Origin of the sequence: Pseudomonas sp. UYIF39, from assembly GCF_029963765.1 — a bacterium.
Classification (GTDB): Bacteria; Pseudomonadota; Gammaproteobacteria; order Pseudomonadales; family Pseudomonadaceae; genus Aquipseudomonas.
Window position 1 is genome coordinate 196,461 of record NZ_JALBYU010000008.1, and the last position, 18,783, is coordinate 215,243.

At 60.1% G+C, this 18,783-nt stretch carries 20 protein-coding genes; 5 read left to right on the forward strand and 15 right to left on the reverse strand.

Features of this window, described 5'->3' with window-relative positions; all coding sequences use genetic code 11:
• Positions 1-31: 31 nt before the first annotated feature.
• Entirely contained in the window at positions 32-730 is a 699-nt protein-coding gene (locus MO767_RS13620) for a glutathione binding-like protein (protein ID WP_282480904.1), read from the reverse strand.
• 369 nt (positions 731-1,099) lie between these two features.
• On the opposite strand from MO767_RS13620, the gene MO767_RS13625 reads away from it, so the two are divergent.
• Positions 1,100-1,774 (forward strand): histidine phosphatase family protein, encoded by a 675-nt coding sequence (locus MO767_RS13625; protein WP_282480905.1) that lies wholly within the window; start codon positions 1,100-1,102, stop codon positions 1,772-1,774.
• Positions 1,775-1,932: 158 nt separating this feature from the next.
• Here MO767_RS13625 and mnmH read toward each other — a convergent pair whose 3' ends face one another.
• Together mnmH and selD are read right to left on the reverse strand one after the other, a co-directional pair.
• Complete coding sequence (gene mnmH / locus MO767_RS13630; RefSeq protein ID WP_282480906.1) at positions 1,933-3,036, reverse strand: tRNA 2-selenouridine(34) synthase MnmH; 1,104 nt, start codon at positions 3,034-3,036, stop codon at positions 1,933-1,935.
• Complete coding sequence (gene selD, locus MO767_RS13635) at positions 3,036-4,070, reverse strand: selenide, water dikinase SelD (RefSeq protein ID WP_282480907.1); 1,035 nt, start codon at positions 4,068-4,070, stop codon at positions 3,036-3,038. The genes mnmH and selD overlap by 1 nt, the downstream gene beginning before the upstream one ends.
• 306 nt (positions 4,071-4,376) lie before the next feature.
• Here selD and MO767_RS13640 point away from each other — a divergent pair, with 306 nt between their 5' ends.
• The gene (locus MO767_RS13640; RefSeq protein ID WP_282480908.1) at positions 4,377-5,333 is read left to right on the forward strand and encodes a nucleoside-specific channel-forming protein Tsx; all 957 of its coding nucleotides are present in this window, start codon (positions 4,377-4,379) and stop codon (positions 5,331-5,333) included.
• A gap of 38 nt (positions 5,334-5,371) precedes the next feature.
• Here the strand turns inward: MO767_RS13640 and MO767_RS13645 are convergent, their stop codons facing one another.
• From MO767_RS13645 to MO767_RS13655, 3 genes are all read right to left on the reverse strand, one after another.
• Positions 5,372-6,328, reverse strand: coding sequence for a zinc-binding alcohol dehydrogenase family protein (locus tag MO767_RS13645; protein ID WP_282480909.1), 957 nt, complete (start codon positions 6,326-6,328; stop codon positions 5,372-5,374).
• A gap of 28 nt (positions 6,329-6,356) precedes the next feature.
• Positions 6,357-6,530, reverse strand: a complete 174-nt coding sequence (locus MO767_RS13650) for a DUF1427 family protein (protein ID WP_282480910.1) — start codon at positions 6,528-6,530, stop codon at positions 6,357-6,359.
• Between the two features lie 155 nt (positions 6,531-6,685).
• Positions 6,686-7,465 (reverse strand): helix-turn-helix transcriptional regulator, encoded by a 780-nt coding sequence (locus MO767_RS13655; RefSeq protein ID WP_282480911.1) that lies wholly within the window; start codon positions 7,463-7,465, stop codon positions 6,686-6,688.
• A gap of 145 nt (positions 7,466-7,610) precedes the next feature.
• Here MO767_RS13655 and MO767_RS13660 point away from each other — a divergent pair, with 145 nt between their 5' ends.
• Complete coding sequence (locus MO767_RS13660) at positions 7,611-7,838, forward strand: DUF6555 family protein (protein WP_282480912.1); 228 nt, start codon at positions 7,611-7,613, stop codon at positions 7,836-7,838.
• A gap of 46 nt (positions 7,839-7,884) precedes the next feature.
• Here the strand turns inward: MO767_RS13660 and MO767_RS13665 are convergent, their stop codons facing one another.
• From MO767_RS13665 to MO767_RS13675, 3 genes are all read right to left on the reverse strand, one after another.
• Positions 7,885-8,049, reverse strand: a complete 165-nt coding sequence (locus MO767_RS13665; RefSeq protein WP_282480913.1) for a metallothionein — start codon at positions 8,047-8,049, stop codon at positions 7,885-7,887.
• A 73-nt stretch (positions 8,050-8,122) separates the two neighbouring features.
• Complete coding sequence (locus tag MO767_RS13670; protein WP_282480914.1) at positions 8,123-8,578, reverse strand: DMT family transporter; 456 nt, start codon at positions 8,576-8,578, stop codon at positions 8,123-8,125.
• The gene (locus MO767_RS13675) at positions 8,578-9,072 is read right to left on the reverse strand and encodes a DMT family transporter (RefSeq protein ID WP_140680241.1); all 495 of its coding nucleotides are present in this window, start codon (positions 9,070-9,072) and stop codon (positions 8,578-8,580) included. Before MO767_RS13675 ends, MO767_RS13670 begins: the two co-directional genes overlap by 1 nt.
• Before the next feature lie 228 nt (positions 9,073-9,300).
• On the opposite strand from MO767_RS13675, the gene MO767_RS13680 reads away from it, so the two are divergent.
• Positions 9,301-10,236 carry a LysR family transcriptional regulator gene (locus MO767_RS13680; protein WP_282480915.1) on the forward strand — a complete coding sequence of 312 codons (936 nt, stop codon included), beginning with the start codon at positions 9,301-9,303 and terminating at the stop codon, positions 10,234-10,236.
• 82 nt (positions 10,237-10,318) lie between these two features.
• Here the strand turns inward: MO767_RS13680 and MO767_RS13685 are convergent, their stop codons facing one another.
• Both MO767_RS13685 and MO767_RS13690 read right to left on the reverse strand, forming a co-directional pair.
• Positions 10,319-12,001, reverse strand: a complete 1,683-nt coding sequence (locus MO767_RS13685; protein WP_282480916.1) for a methyl-accepting chemotaxis protein — start codon at positions 11,999-12,001, stop codon at positions 10,319-10,321.
• A gap of 93 nt (positions 12,002-12,094) precedes the next feature.
• The gene (locus MO767_RS13690) at positions 12,095-13,411 is read right to left on the reverse strand and encodes a Na+/H+ antiporter NhaC family protein (RefSeq protein ID WP_282480990.1); all 1,317 of its coding nucleotides are present in this window, start codon (positions 13,409-13,411) and stop codon (positions 12,095-12,097) included.
• Between the two features lie 408 nt (positions 13,412-13,819).
• Here MO767_RS13690 and MO767_RS13695 point away from each other — a divergent pair, with 408 nt between their 5' ends.
• Positions 13,820-15,967: a methyl-accepting chemotaxis protein gene (locus MO767_RS13695; RefSeq protein WP_282480917.1), complete on the forward strand. Its 2,148-nt coding sequence runs from the start codon at positions 13,820-13,822 to the stop codon at positions 15,965-15,967.
• 59 nt (positions 15,968-16,026) lie between these two features.
• Here the strand turns inward: MO767_RS13695 and MO767_RS13700 are convergent, their stop codons facing one another.
• Genes MO767_RS13700 through MO767_RS13715 form a run of 4 tightly spaced genes read right to left on the reverse strand, consistent with a single transcriptional unit; the run spans position 16,027 to position 18,628 of the window.
• Positions 16,027-17,340, reverse strand: a complete 1,314-nt coding sequence (locus tag MO767_RS13700) for a sensor histidine kinase (protein ID WP_282480918.1) — start codon at positions 17,338-17,340, stop codon at positions 16,027-16,029.
• A complete protein-coding gene (locus MO767_RS13705; RefSeq protein WP_282480919.1) occupies positions 17,337-18,005 on the reverse strand; it encodes a response regulator transcription factor in 669 nt (222 codons plus the stop codon). The genes MO767_RS13700 and MO767_RS13705 overlap by 4 nt, the downstream gene beginning before the upstream one ends.
• 3 nt (positions 18,006-18,008) lie before the next feature.
• Entirely contained in the window at positions 18,009-18,320 is a 312-nt protein-coding gene (locus MO767_RS13710; RefSeq protein WP_282480920.1) for a PepSY domain-containing protein, read from the reverse strand.
• Positions 18,320-18,628, reverse strand: a complete 309-nt coding sequence (locus MO767_RS13715) for a PepSY domain-containing protein (protein WP_282480921.1) — start codon at positions 18,626-18,628, stop codon at positions 18,320-18,322. The genes MO767_RS13710 and MO767_RS13715 overlap by 1 nt, the downstream gene beginning before the upstream one ends.
• Between the last annotated feature and the right edge of the window lie 155 nt (positions 18,629-18,783).

Below are 18,783 nucleotides of genomic sequence, written 5' to 3' on the forward strand. Positions count from 1 at the left end.
GCCTGCCTTGGTCTTGATCAAATCGAAGCGTTTACTTGGGAATTTCCAGCCCGCGCATCACCGCCGGCCGCGCCAGAAAGCGCTCCAGCACCCGCGTGACGTTCGGGAAGTCCTCGATGCCCACCAGCTCACCGGCCTCATAGAAGCCGATCAGGTTGCGCACCCAGGGGAACGTCGCGATGTCCGCGATGGTGTAGCGCTCGCCCATGATCCAGTCGCGCCCTTCCAGACGTCCATCAAGAACTTTTAACAAACGTTTACTTTCATCGACGTAACGGTCGCGGGGACGTTTGTCCTCGTAGTCCTTGCCGGCAAATTTGTTGAAAAAACCGAGCTGGCCGAACATCGGCCCGATGCCGCCCATCTGAAACATCAGCCACTGGATGGTCTCGTACCGCGCCGCCGATTCCTGGGCCAGCAGTTGCCCGCTCTTGTCGGCCAGGTAAATCAGAATCGCCCCGGACTCGAACAGCGCCAGGGGTTGGTCCCCCGGACCGTGGGGGTCGAGGATGGCCGGGATCTTGTTATTGGGGTTCAGCGAAAGAAATTCGGGGGACATCTGGTCATTGGTGTCGAAGCCCACACGATGCGGTTCGTAGGGCAGTCCAATCTCTTCGAGCATGATCGACACCTTGACGCCGTTGGGTGTCGGCAAGGAGTAAAGCTGGATCCACTCGGGGTATTGAGCCGGCCATTTTTGGGTAATCGGGAACGCGGACAGATCGGTCATGGGGAGGATCCACGAGGAAATTGAGAGTGACGATCATAATGTGAGCGGCCGAAGAACTGCGACCTTTTGGCGTTATTGATATCGCTGATGAACATGATCAAAAAATTGCAGCCTGCGTCTGCTCCACTACGTGTAACGTGTCCACAAATTTGAAACATCCTGTTAATAACCTAAGCTCCATCCCGTTCAAAGTTACCGGTACATTGCTGCGCACTCGCCGGAATCGAACCAAATGAGTTTCAGGGGACTCTGAGCACTGCCCCTTTGAAACGGACCGGCTTAATGACATGGAAAACACCCGACGCAGGAATTTCGCGGTGTGAAAGGTTTGTCAGCCTTAACCGAATGCGCTGGAGAACCTTTAATTCCATGATGAACCCTCTGAAGTTCGCCAACCGCTTCAAACATCGCGCTTATCTGTTACTGCCCGCCCTGCTGGCGGCCGGCGCGTTGTTTCTGGTGCTGGACTCCCGCGAAAGCCGCGCCCAACCGGCAGACGGCACTCAGACGCTGGTGTTCCTGCGTCACGCGGAAAAACCAGAGGGTGGCCTCGGCCAGCTCAACTGCCAGGGCCTGAACCGCGCCATCGACCTGGCCACCTTGCTGCCGGAAAAATTCGGCAAGGCCAACTACGTGTTTGCCGCCAACCCGACGCGCAATGTCGAGGAAGGCGAACTGGACAATTCCTATAGTTACATCCGTCCCTTGATGACCATCAACCCCAGCGCGATCAAGCTCGGTTTGCCGGTGAACATCGATTTCTCGGCCAACGACACCAGCGACCTGGCCGATGAATTGCTCCTCGACAAGTATCACAACTCGGTCATCTACACCGCCTGGTCCCACGGCTACCTGCCCGAACTGATCAACACGGTTGCCGGGGATGCCGTCGGCAAGAAACAAACCATCACCGATGACTGGGATTCTAGCGACTACGACTCGCTGTACGTGCTCACCCTGACCTGGCGCGACGGCAAGGCCAGCCTGGTGAGCCACAGCTACAAGCAAGGTCTGAATAACGGTTCGCAGACCTGCCCGACGTAAGCTTTAAGAGGTTTGGCGCCTGCCAGGGCCTCATCGTCGGAACGCCGCCCGGAGCAAGCTCGCTCCCACACTGGATCTCGGTGATACACAAAATCTATGTTCACTGAAAATCTAATGTGGGAGCGAGCTTGCTCGCGATGGGGCCGGAAAAAACACCATCAATCTCGTTGACTGACCCGCTCGCGCAAGTATTCGAGCACTGCAGCCCGCTCCCCGACGAATTCAATGCGAGCCCCTTTCTTCTCCCGCTGAAACGCATACATCGGGTCGTAATACTCGCGAAGCAACCCTTCGATCCAGCCCCGGTGCAAGTCCACTGCCCCGCTGTTCGCCTGCTCCGCCAGCGCATCTTCCATCAAGATCAACATCCGCCGATGACGCTCACCGCCCAGACGTTTCTGCACATTGTTCAGGCTCTCCAGCAAGCGCTCGGAAAACAGCGCGAAGCCTTCATCGCCATGCACGCCGATGAACTCGGCACACAAGTCCACCACGTAATCGCGCAGGATCCGTTCGACTCGCCCTTCCAGGCTGTCTTCCAGCCAGACCATCGGAAACTGCTGCATGCCCTGAAACAGCGGCAACGGCAGCGCACAACTGCCGATCGCGCGGCTCTCGTCTTCCAGTACAAACTGCTCAATGCCGTGGGCGCGCTTCTTCAGCACGTCCACCGCCAAGCGGTTTTCAAAATCGATGTTGGAGGGTTGGCCCGTCGCGCGTTTACCGAAACTGGAGCCGCGGTGATGGGCGTGACCTTCAAGGTCCAGGCCGTTGCGCAACTGCGTGAGCACTTCGGTTTTGCCGGTGCCGGTCATGCCGCCCAGCAAAACGAAATCACACTGGACAACCGCCTGATCGAGCGTGTCGAGCAAGAAGGTTCGCATGGCTTTGTAGCCGCCACCGACTCGCGGATAGTCGATGCCCGCCTCGTCCTTGAGCCATTGCTGGACGATCTGCGAACGCAAACCGCCGCGAAAACAATACAAATACCCATCAGGATGAGCCCGGGCAAAATCGGCCCAGGCCTGGATACGCTCGGCTTTTATCTCGCCGGACACCAACTGGTGCCCCAGCGTAATGGCCGCTTGCTGGCCGTGTTGCTTGTAACAAGTGCCGACCCGTTGCCGTTCATGGTCATTCATCAGCGGCAGGTTGATCACGCCGGGGAATGAGCCTTTGAGAAATTCGACCGGCGCACGGGCATCCATCATCGGTCGGTCGTTGAGGAAAATGTCGCGGTAATCGGTGAATTCGATGGACATCAAAACACCTCAACCGCGTTCGTCTGTCGCTCGATCAGTTCACCGATCGGCTCAAGGGTCAGGCCCAGCTCGGCGGCGACTTTGAGGAAGTGTTCGTTGCCTTCGGGGGCGACCGCAACCAGCAGACCACCGCTGGTCTGCGGATCGCAGAGCACGCGTTTGTGCATTTCCTGAAGACGCCCCAGCTTGCTGGCGTAGCTGTCGAAGTTGCGCAGCGTCCCGCCCGGCACGCAGCCTTGGTCGAGGTAATACTCGACACCCGGCAGACGCGGCACACGGTCATACTCGATGCGAGCGGTCACGTTGCTGCCGTCGGCCATTTCCACCAAATGCCCCAGCAGGCCGAAACCGGTGACGTCGGTCATCGCGGTGACGCACTCGAGTTTGCCGAAACGGCTGCCGGGTTTGTTCAGGGTGCACATCCAGTCGCGAGCGAGGCCGATGTCGGCAGGGCGCAATTTGCCCTTCTTCTCGGCGGTAGTGAGGATGCCGATGCCCAGCGGTTTGGTGAGGTAAAGCAGGCAACCGGCGGTGGCAGTGTCGTTGCGCTTCATATGGCGCTTTTCCACCAGACCGGTCACGGCGAGGCCGAAGATCGGCTCCGGCGCGTCGATGGAATGTCCACCGGCCAACGGAATCCCAGCCTCATCGCAGACCGAACGCCCGCCGCGAATCACTTCCCGGGCAATCTCCGGCGCCAGTACGTTGACCGGCCAGCCAAGGATCGCAATCGCCATCAACGGATCGCCACCCATGGCGTAGATGTCGCTGATGGCATTGGTGGCGGCGATGCGACCGAAATCGAACGGGTCGTCGACGATCGGCATAAAGAAGTCGGTGGTCGACACCACGCCGCGTTCTTCATCGATGGCGTACACCGCCGCGTCATCACGCGAGGCGTTGCCGACCCAGAGTTTCGGATCAAGGTTCTGCGCCCCGCTGCCGGCCAGAATCACCTCCAGTACCTGAGGAGAAATCTTGCAGCCGCAACCTGCGCCGTGGCTGTATTGGGTCAGACGAATCGGTTCGCTCATTGGGGACACACCTCGTGAAGTCAGTGCCGAAGAGTCTACATCAACCCTGTGGCGAGGGGGCTTGCCCCCGTTGGGCTGCGCAGCGGCCCCCAATCGAACGATCATCGTGCAAGCGATACCACTTTGGCGCACAAACCCTGACCGAAACGACAGTTAAACCACCAACTCCTTAACCTTTTCCATGCCTTGAGCAAAATTGGTATGCCTTGTGCAAACGTTTGCTAGTCGCTGATACAAGCGTTTTCGCTACATAACAGCGCAAGCCCGCAGAACCGGGCCTTCGATCCGCACGAAAAGGGACTTTTAATGCACCGCACGTCCAGCCGCGTGACTTGCTCGCGCACCTTTGCTGTTTCCTTGCTGCTGGCCAGCGTTACAGGACTACTCAGCAGCACCGTTTTGGCACAACCCGATCCCGCCGAAGAATCCGCCCAAGGCGAAAGCCTCAGCCCCGAAGCGAGCCCACCGAAAAAAGGCGTGTACCTCTCGGACTGGTTCAATCAGGACCTGACCGTCATCGGCAGCAAAGACATCAGTTTCGGCCCGCAACCGGCCGACGATATCTACCTGGAATACGAGTACTTCGGGCGCAAGGGGCCGTTCGAGTTGTACGGCTACATCGACATCCCGAAGATTTTCGACATCGGCAACAGCCATGACAAAGGCGTGTGGGACCACGGCTCGCCGGTGTTCATGGAGCACGAACCGAGGATCTCCATCGATTACCTCGCCGGCCGCAGCCTGGCCATCGGGCCGTTCAAGGAGTGGTACGTCGCCTTTGACTGGATCTACGACCACGGGAGTAACAGCGCCAACCGCGCCAGTACGCTATACAGCGGTTTGGGCACCGACATCGACACCCATTCGCGGGTCAACCTGTCGGCCAACTTCTATGGGCGCTACCAGTGGGAAAACTACGGCGCCAGCAACGAGTATTCATGGGACGGCTATCGCGCCCAACTCAAATACATCGTGCCGATCAGCAGCTTCAGCAACGGCGCGTCGCTGACCTACATCGGGTTCACCAACTTCGACTTCGGCTCGGATTTGCACAAGGACAACCCGGCTCGCACCGCCAACGCCACCGTCGCCACCAACGTCTTGCTCTACTCGTTCACCCACTTGCGTTTCACCCTGGTCGGCCGTTATTTCCACAACGGCGGCAACTGGGAGGATGGCAGTGAGTTGAATTTCGGCGATGGTAACTTCCGCGCCCGCTCCAATGGCTGGGGGTATTACGCTGGTATCGGCTATCAGTTCTGAGTTTTGCGATGGGGCGGCACATTCAATATCAATGTCGGTCAAGGCAACAAAATCACCTTGTCACTGCCGCCCTGGTTCACTTCCGCATACCGCTCCAGACCTTCTGCCAACGGCGATTCAAACAGACCCTCGGGCAACGGCAACAAGCCCTGATCGAAGAACGTGCCGAACTGATCAAGCATCGCCGCACATGCCTGGACGCCGTACAACAACGAGTTGATCCCCACCACCGAACCGCCCTTGCGATACAGCGCCAGGGCCGGCAATTGCACCTGGCCGTCCACCGGCGCGGCGATGATTGCGATGCGACCGAACGCGGCCAGCGCCGGGACCGAGGCCGGCAGCCAGAAACCGGTGGTGTCGAAAATCACATCGGCGCCGCCGGCATACACGGCGCTCACCTGTGCGCCAAGGTCCTCGGGTTTATCCAGTTGCAGCGTCTGATACCCCTGGGTCTGCAAATCCTTGATTTGCTCGGGCCGCCGCGCCGCTGCCAGTACTTGAGCACCACGCACCTTGGCCAGCGCCAGCGCCGCAGTGCCAACCGCCCCGCCGCCGATCACCAACAACCGGGTTTCGGCCGTCACCCCACTGCGCTCCAACGCATCCCACGCCGTGGTGTACGGCACGCCGAGGCTTGCCGCCTGGGCAAAACTCAGATGGGTCGGCTTTTGCGCCACGCCATTGGCCGGCAGTTTGACGAATTGTGCGTGCGAGCCGTCGGCGAAAAAGCCCAGTTCACGGCCGGTGCCCCAGACTTCCTGGCCGATCAGCGCTTGCGGGCCGTCAACGACCACACCGGCGAAATCACGACCGGGAATCCGCGGCAGTGTGGTGTAGGGAAAGCGCCCGAGCACGTTCTTCACATCGCTGGGGTTGAGGCCGGCGGCCTTGATCTGGACCAGCACTTCATCGGCGCCGGGGACGGGGGTCGGCACCTCAACGTAGCGCAGGGCCGAGAGGTCACCGGTCTTGTCGAATTGCAGTGCTTTCATGAGCGTTTCCCTCGAATGAATAAACGGTTCAGGAGATCCAGCCAGCGACCAGTTGCCGGCCCATGGGCCACACCTTCTCACCGGCCAACATGCCGAGCAGCCCTACCAGCGCGATGGCCGGTGGTGCGGGGGAACGAAAATCCAGTGCGCCGTAGAGCAGACCGACGCCCAGACCGATGGCCAATGAGATGAGGTAACTCATGGCAGACTCCGTGGCTAATTAAGGTATGCCCGGAGTCTAAAGATCGGTAGCGACGAGCACCGGCCAAGTGCTTCTGAATATCGGCCAAAGCATTAATGCCGGACGCAAGGCCACTTGTAGCAGCTGCCGAAGGCTGCTACACGTTTTCGTTATGGCTAGGGCTGGCGCTGGCTCGCCGAAAACTGCGAAGGCGCGACACCCAGTTCCCGCCGAAACATGTCGCTAAAGCTGCTCGGCGAATAACCCAGCTCCCGGGCAATCGCACTCACCGGCACGCCCTGGATCAATTCTGCCACCGCCGTTGCCAGTTGCACCTGGCGCCGCCATTCGGCGAAGCCCATGCCCAAACCGTCCTTGAACAACCGCGCCAGGGTACGCACGCTGGCACCGGCGTTTTCGGCGTGCTGCTCGAAAGCAATGTCCAGCGACGGCGCGGCCATGACCGCCTGACACAGGTTCATCAGGCGCCGGTCGGAATCATCCGGCAAAGGAATCTTCAGCAGCGAGCGCCTGGCTCGCCTAAGCTCCAGCAGCGCCAGACCGACCAGCGCTTCGTAATACTCGGGCGCGCCATCGTTGCCCTGCTCCACCAACCCGACGATCAGCTCACGCAGCAGTCCGCCGACTTCGATCACTTGAACCGTGTCGTCCAGTGTCACCGCCAATGAGGGCCGCAGGTAAATGTTGCGCATCTGTAAATCCGAGACCACGCGAATCCCGTGCGGCACACCTGGCGGCAGCCACACCGCTCGTTGCGGCGGCACCACCAGCGCTTCATGGGGCGTCTCGACCCACATTACCCCGCTCATTGCATACAGCAACTGCCCCCAGACATGCTCATGCGGCTCGATGTACAAGCCGCGCGGATAGGTGCGCGCCAGCGGTTGCACGGGCACATCGGTGTCACTCAGGTCTGGGGGCGCGGCAAGGGCCATGGGCAGCAATCATTGGAGGTTTCAGAGTTTGCATGGTAACGAGCCACGGGCCTTGTCGCTACGGGCGGCATCCATCTGACAATTCGACTGAATTTTCCGTAACTCCGACGATCCTTGTATTACCACAGGGAGGAATATGGGCTTTATGAACAACGCAAAACTTTTCGTCATTGAATACACCCTTCATGGCGCGCCCAAGTCTTTCATCATCCGCCTGGACAAGATGGATAATGCGGATGCCTGGCATTGGGCAAGTTGCGACGCGGGGGTCGGACGAATCCCTCGCTTCGGCCGAGAGAAGGTGCAAAAAACCAGCAAGCCGATGGCGGAGAAGTTCGGCGTGGAAAACGTCAAGTGGCGACCGGCAAATTGAAATGAAAGTGGAGCCCGATCAGGCTCCACCTTTTTTGGATGAGTGGTCAGCGTTGGGCGCACTTGCAACCCTTGCTGGCACATTCTTCGCCATGTTCGTGGTGCTTGGCGCAGGCTTCACAGCAAAAGTGCTTGCCGTGGCGCGCGATCGGATGTTCGCCCAGTTTGCAGGAGCATTTGGGGCAGTCGCATTTACTTTTACTGTCGATCATGAGCCTGACTCCATTGGTTGTGGTCGTCCGGGTCTGGCAAATGCGACCCGTACCACCAGTGTAGGAGCTTGCGTCAGCCCTGCCGCGTACTGCTGCGATACATGAACAGCAACGCCAACGCGAGACACACCATCGCCAGTATCCGGCTGCTGGACAACTCGATCGCCGGGTTGCCCAGCCAGCCGAAGTTATCGATCAACATCCCCATCCCCAGTTGCCCGACGATCACCGCCACCGTCGCCACCGCCGTGCCGACCCGCGGCACCGCGCCAACCATCACCATCATGTAGACCACCCCGAACAACGCACCGCTGAGCTGCCATTTCGGCACGTCCAGCAAACTCACGGCATGGGCCGGTTCGAAAAACAGAATCAGCAGCCCGGTAGTCACTGCACCGACCACGAAGGTCAGCAAACTGCTGCGCAACACACCTACCGTTTCGCCCAATCGCCCATTGATCGCCGCCTGGACACTCAACACCGCACCGGCCGCCACGACCACCGCCAACAAAATGATCAGATTCATCATCAACCCCGAGCGATCAGAACAAGTGCCGCGACAATCAGCAACAAGGCCAGCCAACGTTCACCGTTGACCTTTTTTCGGGTAGCGCCGAACCAGCCGAAGTGGTCGATCAACACGCTTTTGCCGACCTGCCCGGAGAGGATTGCGATCATGGTCATGGCAATGCCGATGTGCGGCGTAGCCAAGGTCAGCACGATCACGTACATCGGCCCCAAAAACCCGCCGATCAACTGCCAGCGCGGCAGCTCATTCAAAGCGGGCCCCTGTTGCGGACCGCTGAACAGCAACAGCAAAAACAGAATCGCCGAGCCGACACCGAAGATGCTCAAGGTCGCCCACAAGTGCCCGACCTGAACGCCAAGCGGCCCGAGCAAACCGGCCTCTACGGACAGACCCATGCCGGCCAGAATCACCAGTGGCAGCAGCAACAGCCGCAGCCCCGGTTTGGTGACAGGCGTCGCGATGACACCCGCTTGTTCATTTAACGCAGCTTGCATAAGTAGCACCTCGTATCCCCCCTGTAGGAGCTGTCGAGTGCAACGAGGCTGCGATCTTTTGATTTTAAAGATCAAGATAAAAAGATCGCAGCCTCGTTGCACTCGACAGTTCCTACAGAGGGGGTCGGACTTCAGTTGGAATGGCGCGCATTATCGGCTGGCGGTCCTTTGCGATAAATGGGAGCATCCAGACAACACTTTTGCGTAACTCGCACAGCAGGATTCGTCATGCATGGCCTAAACGAACTGGGATTCAAGGCACTTCGGCTGTTTGTAGCGGTGCTGGACCACGGCAGTTTTTCCGAAGTTGCCCGCCGCGAAGGCCTGGCACCCTCTTCGATTTCCCGGCAGATCCAATTGATGGAGCAAGCCCTGAGCCAGCAATTGCTTTATCGCCACACCCGCGCCGTCTCGCCCACTGAAGCCGGGCGCATGCTCGGTCATCACGCGCGGCTGGTGCTGGTGCAACTCGAAGAGGCCGAACAGGCCCTGCAGGAACAGCAAAGCGAACCGAGCGGACTGGTGAGGATCAATGCGCCAGTGGTGTTCGGCCAGCGGCACCTGACGCCGTGGCTGGGGCAGCTCTGTGAGCGCTACCCGAAACTGCAACTGGATATCCAGCAGACCGACAGCTACGTCGACCCGCTGCAGGAAGGCGCCGACCTGCTGTTTCGCATCGGCCCGCTGCACGATTCGAGCATGCAGGCGCGGATTCTGGCGCCCCATCGTTTTCAAGTCGCCGCGAGCCCGGCCTATTTGGAACGTCACGGCACGCCGCACCATCCCCAAGAATTGGCCGCGCATCAGTGCCTGGCCTACAAGGGCGTGACCGGCCAGCAACGCTGGTTTTTCCGCAAGGATCAGCAGGACTGGACGCCCTGGTCGGTGAAGGGGCCGATCACCGGCAACCACGCCGACACCCTGACCCAAGCCGCCGAACAAGGCTTGGGGCTGGTGATGTTTCCGTCGTGGCTGATTGGTGAGGCGGTGCGCAATGGCACGCTGGTGCCGGTGCTGGGGGCGTATCAGGTGTCCAACAGCCTTGAGCCGCAGCAGATTGCGGTGCTGTGGCCGGGCAGCCGACGGTTGTCGGTGAAGGTGCGGACGGTGATTGATTTTTTTGTCGAGTGTTTTGGAACGGTGCCCTACTGGGACAGGCCGTAGTATCTGTCGGCACCACAATCCCTGTGGGAGCGAGCTTGCTCCCACAGGTTCAGTGCTTGCCTCCAATATTCGGTGAATAAAGTCAGATACGGAACTGCCCCACCAGTTTGCCCAGGCGCTGACCGAGGTCGGCGAGGCTGCGGGAAGTCTGGGCGCCGAGTTGGGTTTCATCGGCAACGCTGTCCACCGCCACCGCAATCTGATGCACGCTGCGGTTGATCTCTTCGGCCACGGCGGTCTGCTCTTCGGCAGCGCTGGCGATCTGCGCGTTCATCGAGTTGATGGTGCCAATCAGCTGGGCCATGGTATCGAGCGAAGCGCCGGCCTCGTTGGCCTGAGCCGAAGTGCCGTCGCCGGCCTCGCTGGAACGGCGCATCGCTTCCACCGCCGACTGAGTGCCGGCCTGCAAGCGATCGATCATGCCCTGGATTTCCTGGGTGCTGATTTGTGTACGACTGGCCAGCGCTCGAACCTCATCGGCCACCACGGCAAAGCCACGCCCGGCCTCACCGGCACGAGCGGCTTCAATGGCGGCGTTGAGTGCCAACAGGTTGGTCTGCTCGGCAATCGAACGAATCACCCCAAGCACGCTGACAATCGACGACACGTCTTTTTGCAAACTGTCCAGAGACACGCCACTGCTGCGAATGTCGTCCACCAATGCATGAATCTTCACGATGCTGCCGGCCACCACACGCTTGGCAGCCTGGCCTTCTTCGTCGGTCTGCTGGGCAGCCACCGCGGCGTTTTGAGCGCTTTTCGCCACTTCCTGAGCAGCGGCGGACATTTGGTTGATCGCCGTGGCGACCTGATCGGTCTCGTGACGCTGACGCTCCATGGCCTGATCCGAGCGCTGCGCCTGGTCGGAGACCTGATTCACCAGCCCGGTCAGTTGCGAGGTCATTTCGGTGATCTGGCGCACCAGGCCGTGGATCTTGTCGACGAAGCGGTTGAACGAGCCGGCCAGCTCGCCGAGTTCATCCTGGCTGGTGATGGTCAGGCGACGCGTCAGGTCACCCTCGCCCGCCGCGATGTCATCGAGGTTGGCTTTCATCAGGTTCAGCGGACGCAAGATGGTGTTAGCCAGCAGCATCCCGGCGGCCGCGATCACCAACAGCACCACGGCGGCAATCCCGACGATGCTCAGCACCACGCCTTGCATGCGCTCCTGGACCTTGACTTCGACCAGCGCCACTTGGGCTTCGATGCCATCGAGGTTGACCGAAGTACCGACGGCCATGTCCCACTTCGGCAGGTATTCGGTGTAGCCGAGCTTGGGCACCAGCACTTGGGTGTTGCCGGGCAGCGGCGAGCTGTATTGCAGGTAGTGAGTGCCGTCCTTGGCGACTTTCACCAGGTCGCGGTTGACGTACACGCCATTCGGATCGCGGTTGTCCTTGAAGCTTTGGCCCACGCCTTCAGGGCTGTTGGCCTTGAACAGGCGCACGGTGTTGGAGTCGTAGCCGAAGAAGTAGCCCTCCTTGCCGTAGGTGATGCTCGACAGCAACTTGACCACCTGGGCCCGCGCCGCGTCATCACCGGGGGCGGCCGCATCGTAAAGAGGTTTGATCGTGGTCATGGCCACGGCGACGTAGCTTTGCAGCGTTGCCTTGGCATCGCTGAGCAGACGCTGGCGAGTTTCCTCGACTTCCTTGCGGGCCTGCTCCTGCAGAATGAACAACGTGGTCAGGCTGATGACCAGCGCAAAGAGCAACACCGGGAGGACGGCAAGGGACAGGACTTTAGCCTTCAGGCTCATGCGCATGACGGTTCACTCTTTTGATTTTATTGGCGTGGTTAAAGGCTTTAACGGCACGCCAGGCCAAAAGTTGAATCCGCTCCCACAGGGGAAATGTGTTTAGAGGACCATCGCAGCCACCCAGCCGAACGCCAGCAACGGAAGGTTGTAGTGCAGGAAGGTCGGGACCACGGTGTCCCAGATGTGGTGGTGCTGGCCGTCGATGTTCAGACCCGAGGTCGGGCCGAGGGTCGAGTCCGACGCCGGCGAACCGGCATCGCCCAGCGCACCGGCCGTCCCGACAAGACAAACGATCGCGATCGGGCTGAAACCCAACTGTACGCACAACGGCACAAAAATCGCGGCGAGTATCGGCACGGTGGAAAACGACGAACCGATGCCCATGGTCACCAGCAGTCCGACCAGCAACATCAGCAACGCACCAATGCCTTTGCTGTGGTCGATCCACGAAGCCGAGGCTTCGACCAGCGTCTGCACCTCTCCGGTGGCTTTCATCACCTCGGCAAAACCGGACGCGGCGATCATGATGAAACCGATCATCGCCATCATCTTCATGCCTTCGGTGAACAGATCGTCGGTTTCACGCCACTTCACGATCCCCGACACCGAAAAAATCAGAAAGCCTGTCAGCGCACCGATGATCATCGAATCCAGCAACAGCTGAATGATAAACGCCACCGCGATGGCCAGACCGGCAACCATCAGGCTCAACGGGTTGTACTGCACCGCGACCTGTTCGACTTGCTCAATCTTCTCCAGATCGTAGACGCGCTTCTTGCGATAGCTGACAAACGCTGCCGCGAGCCCGACGACCATGCCCAACGCCGGAATCCCCATGGCATGAGTGACGTTGATGCCGCTGATGTCTACCCCGCTACGCGCAACGTTGGCCAGCAGGATTTCATTAAGGAAGATGTTGCCGAAGCCCACGGGCAAGAACATGTACGGCGTAATCAAGCCGAAGGTCATGACACAGGCAATCAACCGGCGATCCAGTTGCAGCTTGGTCAGCACATATAAAAGCGGCGGCACCAGCAGCGGAATGAAGGCGATATGTATCGGCAAGATGTTCTGGGACGCGATGGCCACCACCCACAGCAAACCGATCAACAGCCATTTGACCTGCCGGCCACCGCTGGCGTGCTGACGGTCGACCATCAACAGGGCTTTGTCGGCCAAAGCATGGGCCAGGCCGGACTTGGCAATGGCCACGGCGAAAGCGCCAAGCAGTGCGTAGGACAACGCGACCGTCGCGCCGCCACCGAGGCCGCTGTTGAAGGCTTTTAATGTGGCGTCGATCCCCAGGCCACCGGTCAAACCGCCCACCAGGGCGCCCACGATCAGCGCGATTACGACGTGCACGCGGGACAGGCTGAGGATCAGCATGACGCCGACCGCGGCAATTACAGCATTAATCATCGTTACCTCAAGACAAACGGAAAGAGTCCGGCCGGCAGCCTGCAAAGAGCCGCCAGCGGATTAAATGAGAGGGTTTTATTAGAGGGCGCGCACTGTGCCGCAGAGTCGGCCCGGTGTCAAAGCGCCCGGCCAGTAAATGATGGGCAATTGCCTGTGATCTCCTGTGGCGAGGGGATTTATCCCCGTTCGGCTGCGAAGCAGTCGTAAAACCTGACAATTCGGTGTGGCTGACGTAATGCAGGGGGCCGCTTCGCGACCCAACGGGGCGGTGCGACGTTTCGCTAAATCCCCTCGCCACAGGTAATCCCCTTCGCCACAAAAGCTTTGGTGTACCGCATAAAGAAAGCCGAATCGCGGCCGTTACAGTGCAAAGTCTCAGATATTTATCGAATAAAGGACGTCTCCATGTCGCTCAGACAACTTTCCATTCAATGGAAAATCACCCTGCTGGCCGGGCTGTGCCTGGCCGGCATCGTGACCCTGCTGGTGGGTCTTTCGCTGTATCGCATGGAGCACAGCTCCGAGATGGTGAAAGCATCCAGCATGGAGATGCTCACCGAAGCTGCCCAGGCCCGGATCGAATCCCAGGGTGAAAACCAGGCGCTGGGGATTCGCCAGCAGTTCATGGATGCCTATCAATATGGCCACGGCTTTTCGCGTCAGGTGCTGTTCCTGCGCGACCAGGCCGAGAAGCGCTTCCTCGATGCCTTTGACCTGCGTGAAGACCTGACACGTCAGGTCAAGTCAGCCCTACAAGCCAACCCGGAACTGCTCGGCCTCTCGCTGGTGTTCGAAGCCAACGCGCTGGACGGCAAGGACGATCTGTTCGCCGGCCAGGCCGAACTGGGCAGCAACGACAAGGGCCGTTTTGCCCTGTACTGGTCGCAACCGACGCCTGGCAAGGTGACGTCGATGGCGCTACCGGAAAGCGACATGGCCGACATCAGCACCGGCCCCAGCGGCGAACCGGCCAATGCCTGGTTCACCTGCCCGCGCACGACCCTCAAGCCCTGCGTGATCGAACCCTACTTCTACGTGATCGACGGCCAGAACGTGCTGATGACCAGCATCGTTTTCCCGCTGACGGTCAACGGCAAGGTCATTGCTTCGCTGTCGGTGGACATCAACCTCAACAGCCTGCAAGCCGTCAGCCAAGGTGCGAGCAAGAAGCTCTATGACGGCCAGACCAACGTCAGCATCATCAGCCCGGTCGGTTTGCTGGCCGGCTACAGCCCGGACGCCAGCAAACTCAGCCAGCGCCTGGACGCCGTGGACAAGACCAACGGTGCCGAGCTGATCCGCATGCTCGCCGCCAGCAGCAAGACCGAAAGCCTGCACAACAATCAACAGCTCAAAGTGCTGTCGCCGTTCCAGCCGATTCCCGGCGGCAAGTCCTGGGGCGTGTTGCTCGAGGTGCCGGAGAAAGTCCTGGTCGGCCCCGCCGAAGCGTTGAAAAAGCAACTCGATGACAGCAACACCGCCGGCACCCTGGTCGAACTCGGCCTGGGTGTGCTGGCGGCGTTGATTGGCCTGTTGCTGGTGTGGCTGATGGCCCGCAGCGTGACCAGGCCGATCCTGGGCGTGGCGCACATGCTCGAGGACATTGCCAGCGGCGAAGGCGATCTGACGCGCCGCCTGGCCTACGACAAAAAGGACGAACTCGGCCAATTGGCCGGCTGGTTCAACCGCTTCCTCGACAAGCTGCAACCGATCATCGCCGAGGTCAAACGCTCGGTGCAGGACGCACGCAGCACGGCGGATCAGTCGTCCGCCATCGCCACCCAGACCAGCGCTGGCATGGAGCAGCAATACCGTCAGGTGGATCAGGTCGCTACCGCTTCCCACGAAATGAGCGCCACCGCTCAAGACGTTGCTCGCAGTGCAGCGCAAGCGGCACAGGCAGCGCGGGATGCAGATCAGGCCACCCGTCGCGGTCTGACCGTGATCGACCGCACCACCGCCAGCATCGACAGCCTCGCCGCCGACATGAGCGCGGCGATGGTTCAAGTCGAAGGCCTGGCGGCCAACAGCGAGAAGATCGGTTCGGTGCTGGAAGTGATTCGGGCCATCGCAGAACAGACCAACCTGCTGGCGCTTAACGCCGCCATCGAGGCCGCTCGTGCCGGTGAAGCCGGGCGCGGTTTTGCCGTAGTGGCCGATGAAGTGCGCAATCTGGCACGCCGGACCCAGGAGTCTGTCGAAGAAACCCGTCTGGTGATTGAGCAGTTGCAGAGCGGCACGCAGGACGTGGTTGGCTCGATGAACAACAGCCATCGTCAGGCTCAGGGCAGTGTCGAACAGGTGGGTCAGGCGGTGACGGCGCTACGGCAGATTGGTGAGGCGGTGACGGTGATCAGCGACATGAACCTGCAGATCGCCAGTGCCGCGGAAGAGCAAAGCGCCGTGGCCGAGGAGATCAACAACAACGTGGCGACGATTCGGGATGTGACGGAGTCGCTGTCGGGGCAGGCCAATGAATCGGCGCGGGTGAGTCAGTCGCTCAATAGCCTGGCGAATCAGCAGCAGAGTTTGATGGATCAGTTCCGGGTTTAACCCAAATTCAGTACCCACTGAAGATCCAATGTGGGAGCAAGCTTGCTCCCACAGGTTACTCAGCGTTTGGGTAATTCGATCACGACCTTCAACCCACCCCACTCACTCTCCGCCAACCGCAACACCCCGCCCCACGTATCGACGATGTCCCGCACAATCCCCAATCCCAACCCATGCCCATCCGTTTGTTCATCAAGCCGAGTACCCCGGCTGAACACCTGATCGCGCTGGTTTTCGGGAATCCCCGGCCCATCGTCTTCCACGCTTAACTCAAACCCTTCGGCCGTCTCGACCACGCTCAAACGAACCTCGGCGTCCGCCCATTTGCAGGCGTTGTCCAGCAAGTTACCGAGCAGTTCGAGCAAGTCCTCGCGATCCCAAGGCAGTTGCAACCCCTTCGGCGCCACATAGCTGAGGTCCAGATGCTCACCATGAATCATGTTCAACGTCGCCAATAACCCAGGCAATTCGGCATCGCAATCAAACAACGCCCCCGGCAATGCATCGCCGGATAACCGGGCGCGATTAAGTTCGCGATTCAGTCGTTGCTGGACCTGCTCCAGCTGCGCCTGCATCACCTTGCGCAGCTCCGGATGCGCGTCGAGTTTCTCGCTTGAAGCCAGGCTCAACAACACCGCCAACGGGGTTTTCAAGGCGTGGCCGAGGTTGCCCAGCGCATTGCGCGAACGCTTGAGGCTGTCTTCGGTGTGCGCCAGCAAATGGTTGATCTGCGCCACTAACGGTTCAAGCTCTACCGGCACCTGGTCATCGAGTTGCGAGCGCTGGCCCTGCTGCAACTGGGCGATCTGCTCTCGCGCCTTTTCCAGAGGGCGCAAGGCGCGGCGCACGGTGATCCGTTGCAGCAGCAAAATCAGCAGCAGTCCCGTCAGCCCTAGGCCCAATCCGACTTGACGCATGCGCTGGAAACTCTCGCGTACCGGCGTGTAATCCTGGGCCACGCTGATTGAAATCGACTGGCCCAGGCGCCGATAGTCCGAACGCAGCACCAACAATTGCTGGCCTTCCGGCCCCAATTCCAGGTTGCTGTGCAGGCCGGCATGGTCGAGGCGCGGCAGTTCCTGATCCCACAGCGAACGGGAGCGCCAATGGCTGTCGGCAAAATCGATGCGGAAGTAATGCCCGGAAAACGGTCGCTGATAGGCCGGCGACAGGTGTCGCTCATCCAGCTGCAAACCCTGCGGCCCACGCACCAGCGCCACCAGCAGGTTTTCGCTGTCGTTGCGCAGCCCGGCTTCGAGGTAGCGCTGCAAACCCATTTCGAACAGCCACAGGCTGGTCTGCGCCAGCACCAGGCCGACGATCACCATCACGCTGATCAGCCCCAGGCTCAAGCGACGCTGGATCGACCTCACTGGGCTTGCCCGCCGAACAGGTAACCCTGGCCGCGACGGGTTTCGATGACGCTGCGCCCGAGTTTGCGCCGCAGGTGGTTGACGCGGACTTCGAGCACGTTGGAGTCGCGCTCGGTTTCACCGTCGTAGAGGTGTTCGGCGAGGTGGCTTTTGGAAAGTATCTGCTCGGGGTGCAGCATGAAATAACGCAGCAGGCAGAATTCAGCGGCGGTGAGCTGGATGTCGGCACCGTCGCGGGTCACGCATTGGCGGCCTTCGTCCAGGTGCAGTCCGGCAGCCTTGAGCGTCGGCTGGTTGGCATGGCCGTGGGAACGGCGCAACAGCGCCTGGACGCGCAAGTGCAGCTCTTCGGGGTGGAAGGGCTTGGTCAGGTAATCGTCGGCGCCGGCCTTGAGACCTTCGATCCGTTCGGCCCAGGAATCACGGGCAGTGAGAATCAGCACTGGCGTCGACAGGCCGGCGGCCCGCCATTGCGTCAGCACCTCGAGCCCTGGCAAACCCGGCAGGCCGAGGTCGAGGATGATCAGGTCATAAGGCTCGCTGCTGCCCTGATACACCGCGTCGCGACCGTCGGCCAGCCAGTCAACGGCGTAACCCTGACGGTTGAGGCCGGCCATCAGTTCGTCGGCCAGCGGCACATGGTCTTCCACCAGAAGCAAACGCATCGATCAATCTTCCTTGTCTTTCAGTAACTGGCCGGTGGTGGCGTCGAGGTCCAGTTCGCGAACCACGCCTTCGGTGGTCAGCAGCTCGACTTCATACACGTAGACGTCGTGTTTCTCTTCAAGCTCGGCTTCCAGCAATTTGGCCCCGGGGTAGCGGTCCAGCGCTTGCTGCAACAGCTGCTCCAGCGGCAGGATCACCCCCTGTTGACGCAGGCGCAGGGCTTCGTCCTGATCCAGGTCGCGGGCCATGACCACCGAGCAAAAAGCCAGAAGCGCCAGCGCCATTCGACTGCTGGTGCATAGATTTACCTTCATTACGTATCCTGATGATCCTTGAGAATCTGCCCGCTGACAGCGTCCAATTCCAGGCCCCAGTCAATGCCCTGAGGGTCGCGCAATTCCACCTGATAGATGTACTTGCCGTACTCTTCTTCCAGCTCGGTTTCGGTGATGGTGGCACCAGTGTGTTTGGTCAGAGCGGTGGCGTTGAGCTTCTCCAAAGACACAATGGTACCAGCGTCGCGCAGTCTCAGGGCTTCGTCGGGGCCGAGGTCGCGAGCGTGGGCGATGCTGGCGGTCATGCCGATGATGGACGCGGTGAACAGGGCAGTCAGGGTTTTCATGGGGTGTCTCCATATTTTTTTATGTGTCGCCTACGGGAGCCACCTTAGCGATCCGAACTTAACTGAAACTGAATTGCCATCATTGGTCATGACAACCCGACATCGCAGACATACACAAAACCTGTGGGAGCGAGCTTGCTCGCGATGGCGGCTTA

Coding starts and splice junctions, on each gene's coding strand:
- MO767_RS13670 (WP_282480914.1), bottom strand. CDS start 8,578: ATGATGAATCTGATCATTTTGTTGGCGGTGGTCGTGGCGGCCGGTGCG.
- MO767_RS13710 (WP_282480920.1), bottom strand. CDS start 18,320: ATGAAGGTAAATCTATGCACCAGCAGTCGAATGGCGCTGGCGCTTCTG.
- MO767_RS13660 (WP_282480912.1), top strand. CDS start 7,611: ATGAACAACGCAAAACTTTTCGTCATTGAATACACCCTTCATGGCGCG.
- MO767_RS13715 (WP_282480921.1), bottom strand. CDS start 18,628: ATGAAAACCCTGACTGCCCTGTTCACCGCGTCCATCATCGGCATGACC.
- MO767_RS13640 (WP_282480908.1), top strand. CDS start 4,377: ATGCACCGCACGTCCAGCCGCGTGACTTGCTCGCGCACCTTTGCTGTT.
- MO767_RS13620 (WP_282480904.1), bottom strand. CDS start 730: ATGACCGATCTGTCCGCGTTCCCGATTACCCAAAAATGGCCGGCTCAA.
- MO767_RS13645 (WP_282480909.1), bottom strand. CDS start 6,328: ATGAAAGCACTGCAATTCGACAAGACCGGTGACCTCTCGGCCCTGCGC.
- mnmH (WP_282480906.1), bottom strand. CDS start 3,036: ATGTCCATCGAATTCACCGATTACCGCGACATTTTCCTCAACGACCGA.
- MO767_RS13705 (WP_282480919.1), bottom strand. CDS start 18,005: ATGCGTTTGCTTCTGGTGGAAGACCATGTGCCGCTGGCCGACGAACTG.
- MO767_RS13655 (WP_282480911.1), bottom strand. CDS start 7,465: ATGGCCCTTGCCGCGCCCCCAGACCTGAGTGACACCGATGTGCCCGTG.
- MO767_RS13675 (WP_140680241.1), bottom strand. CDS start 9,072: ATGCAAGCTGCGTTAAATGAACAAGCGGGTGTCATCGCGACGCCTGTC.
- MO767_RS13625 (WP_282480905.1), top strand. CDS start 1,100: ATGATGAACCCTCTGAAGTTCGCCAACCGCTTCAAACATCGCGCTTAT.
- MO767_RS13665 (WP_282480913.1), bottom strand. CDS start 8,049: ATGATCGACAGTAAAAGTAAATGCGACTGCCCCAAATGCTCCTGCAAA.
- MO767_RS13685 (WP_282480916.1), bottom strand. CDS start 12,001: ATGCGCATGAGCCTGAAGGCTAAAGTCCTGTCCCTTGCCGTCCTCCCG.
- selD (WP_282480907.1), bottom strand. CDS start 4,070: ATGAGCGAACCGATTCGTCTGACCCAATACAGCCACGGCGCAGGTTGC.
- MO767_RS13680 (WP_282480915.1), top strand. CDS start 9,301: ATGCATGGCCTAAACGAACTGGGATTCAAGGCACTTCGGCTGTTTGTA.
- MO767_RS13695 (WP_282480917.1), top strand. CDS start 13,820: ATGTCGCTCAGACAACTTTCCATTCAATGGAAAATCACCCTGCTGGCC.
- MO767_RS13650 (WP_282480910.1), bottom strand. CDS start 6,530: ATGAGTTACCTCATCTCATTGGCCATCGGTCTGGGCGTCGGTCTGCTC.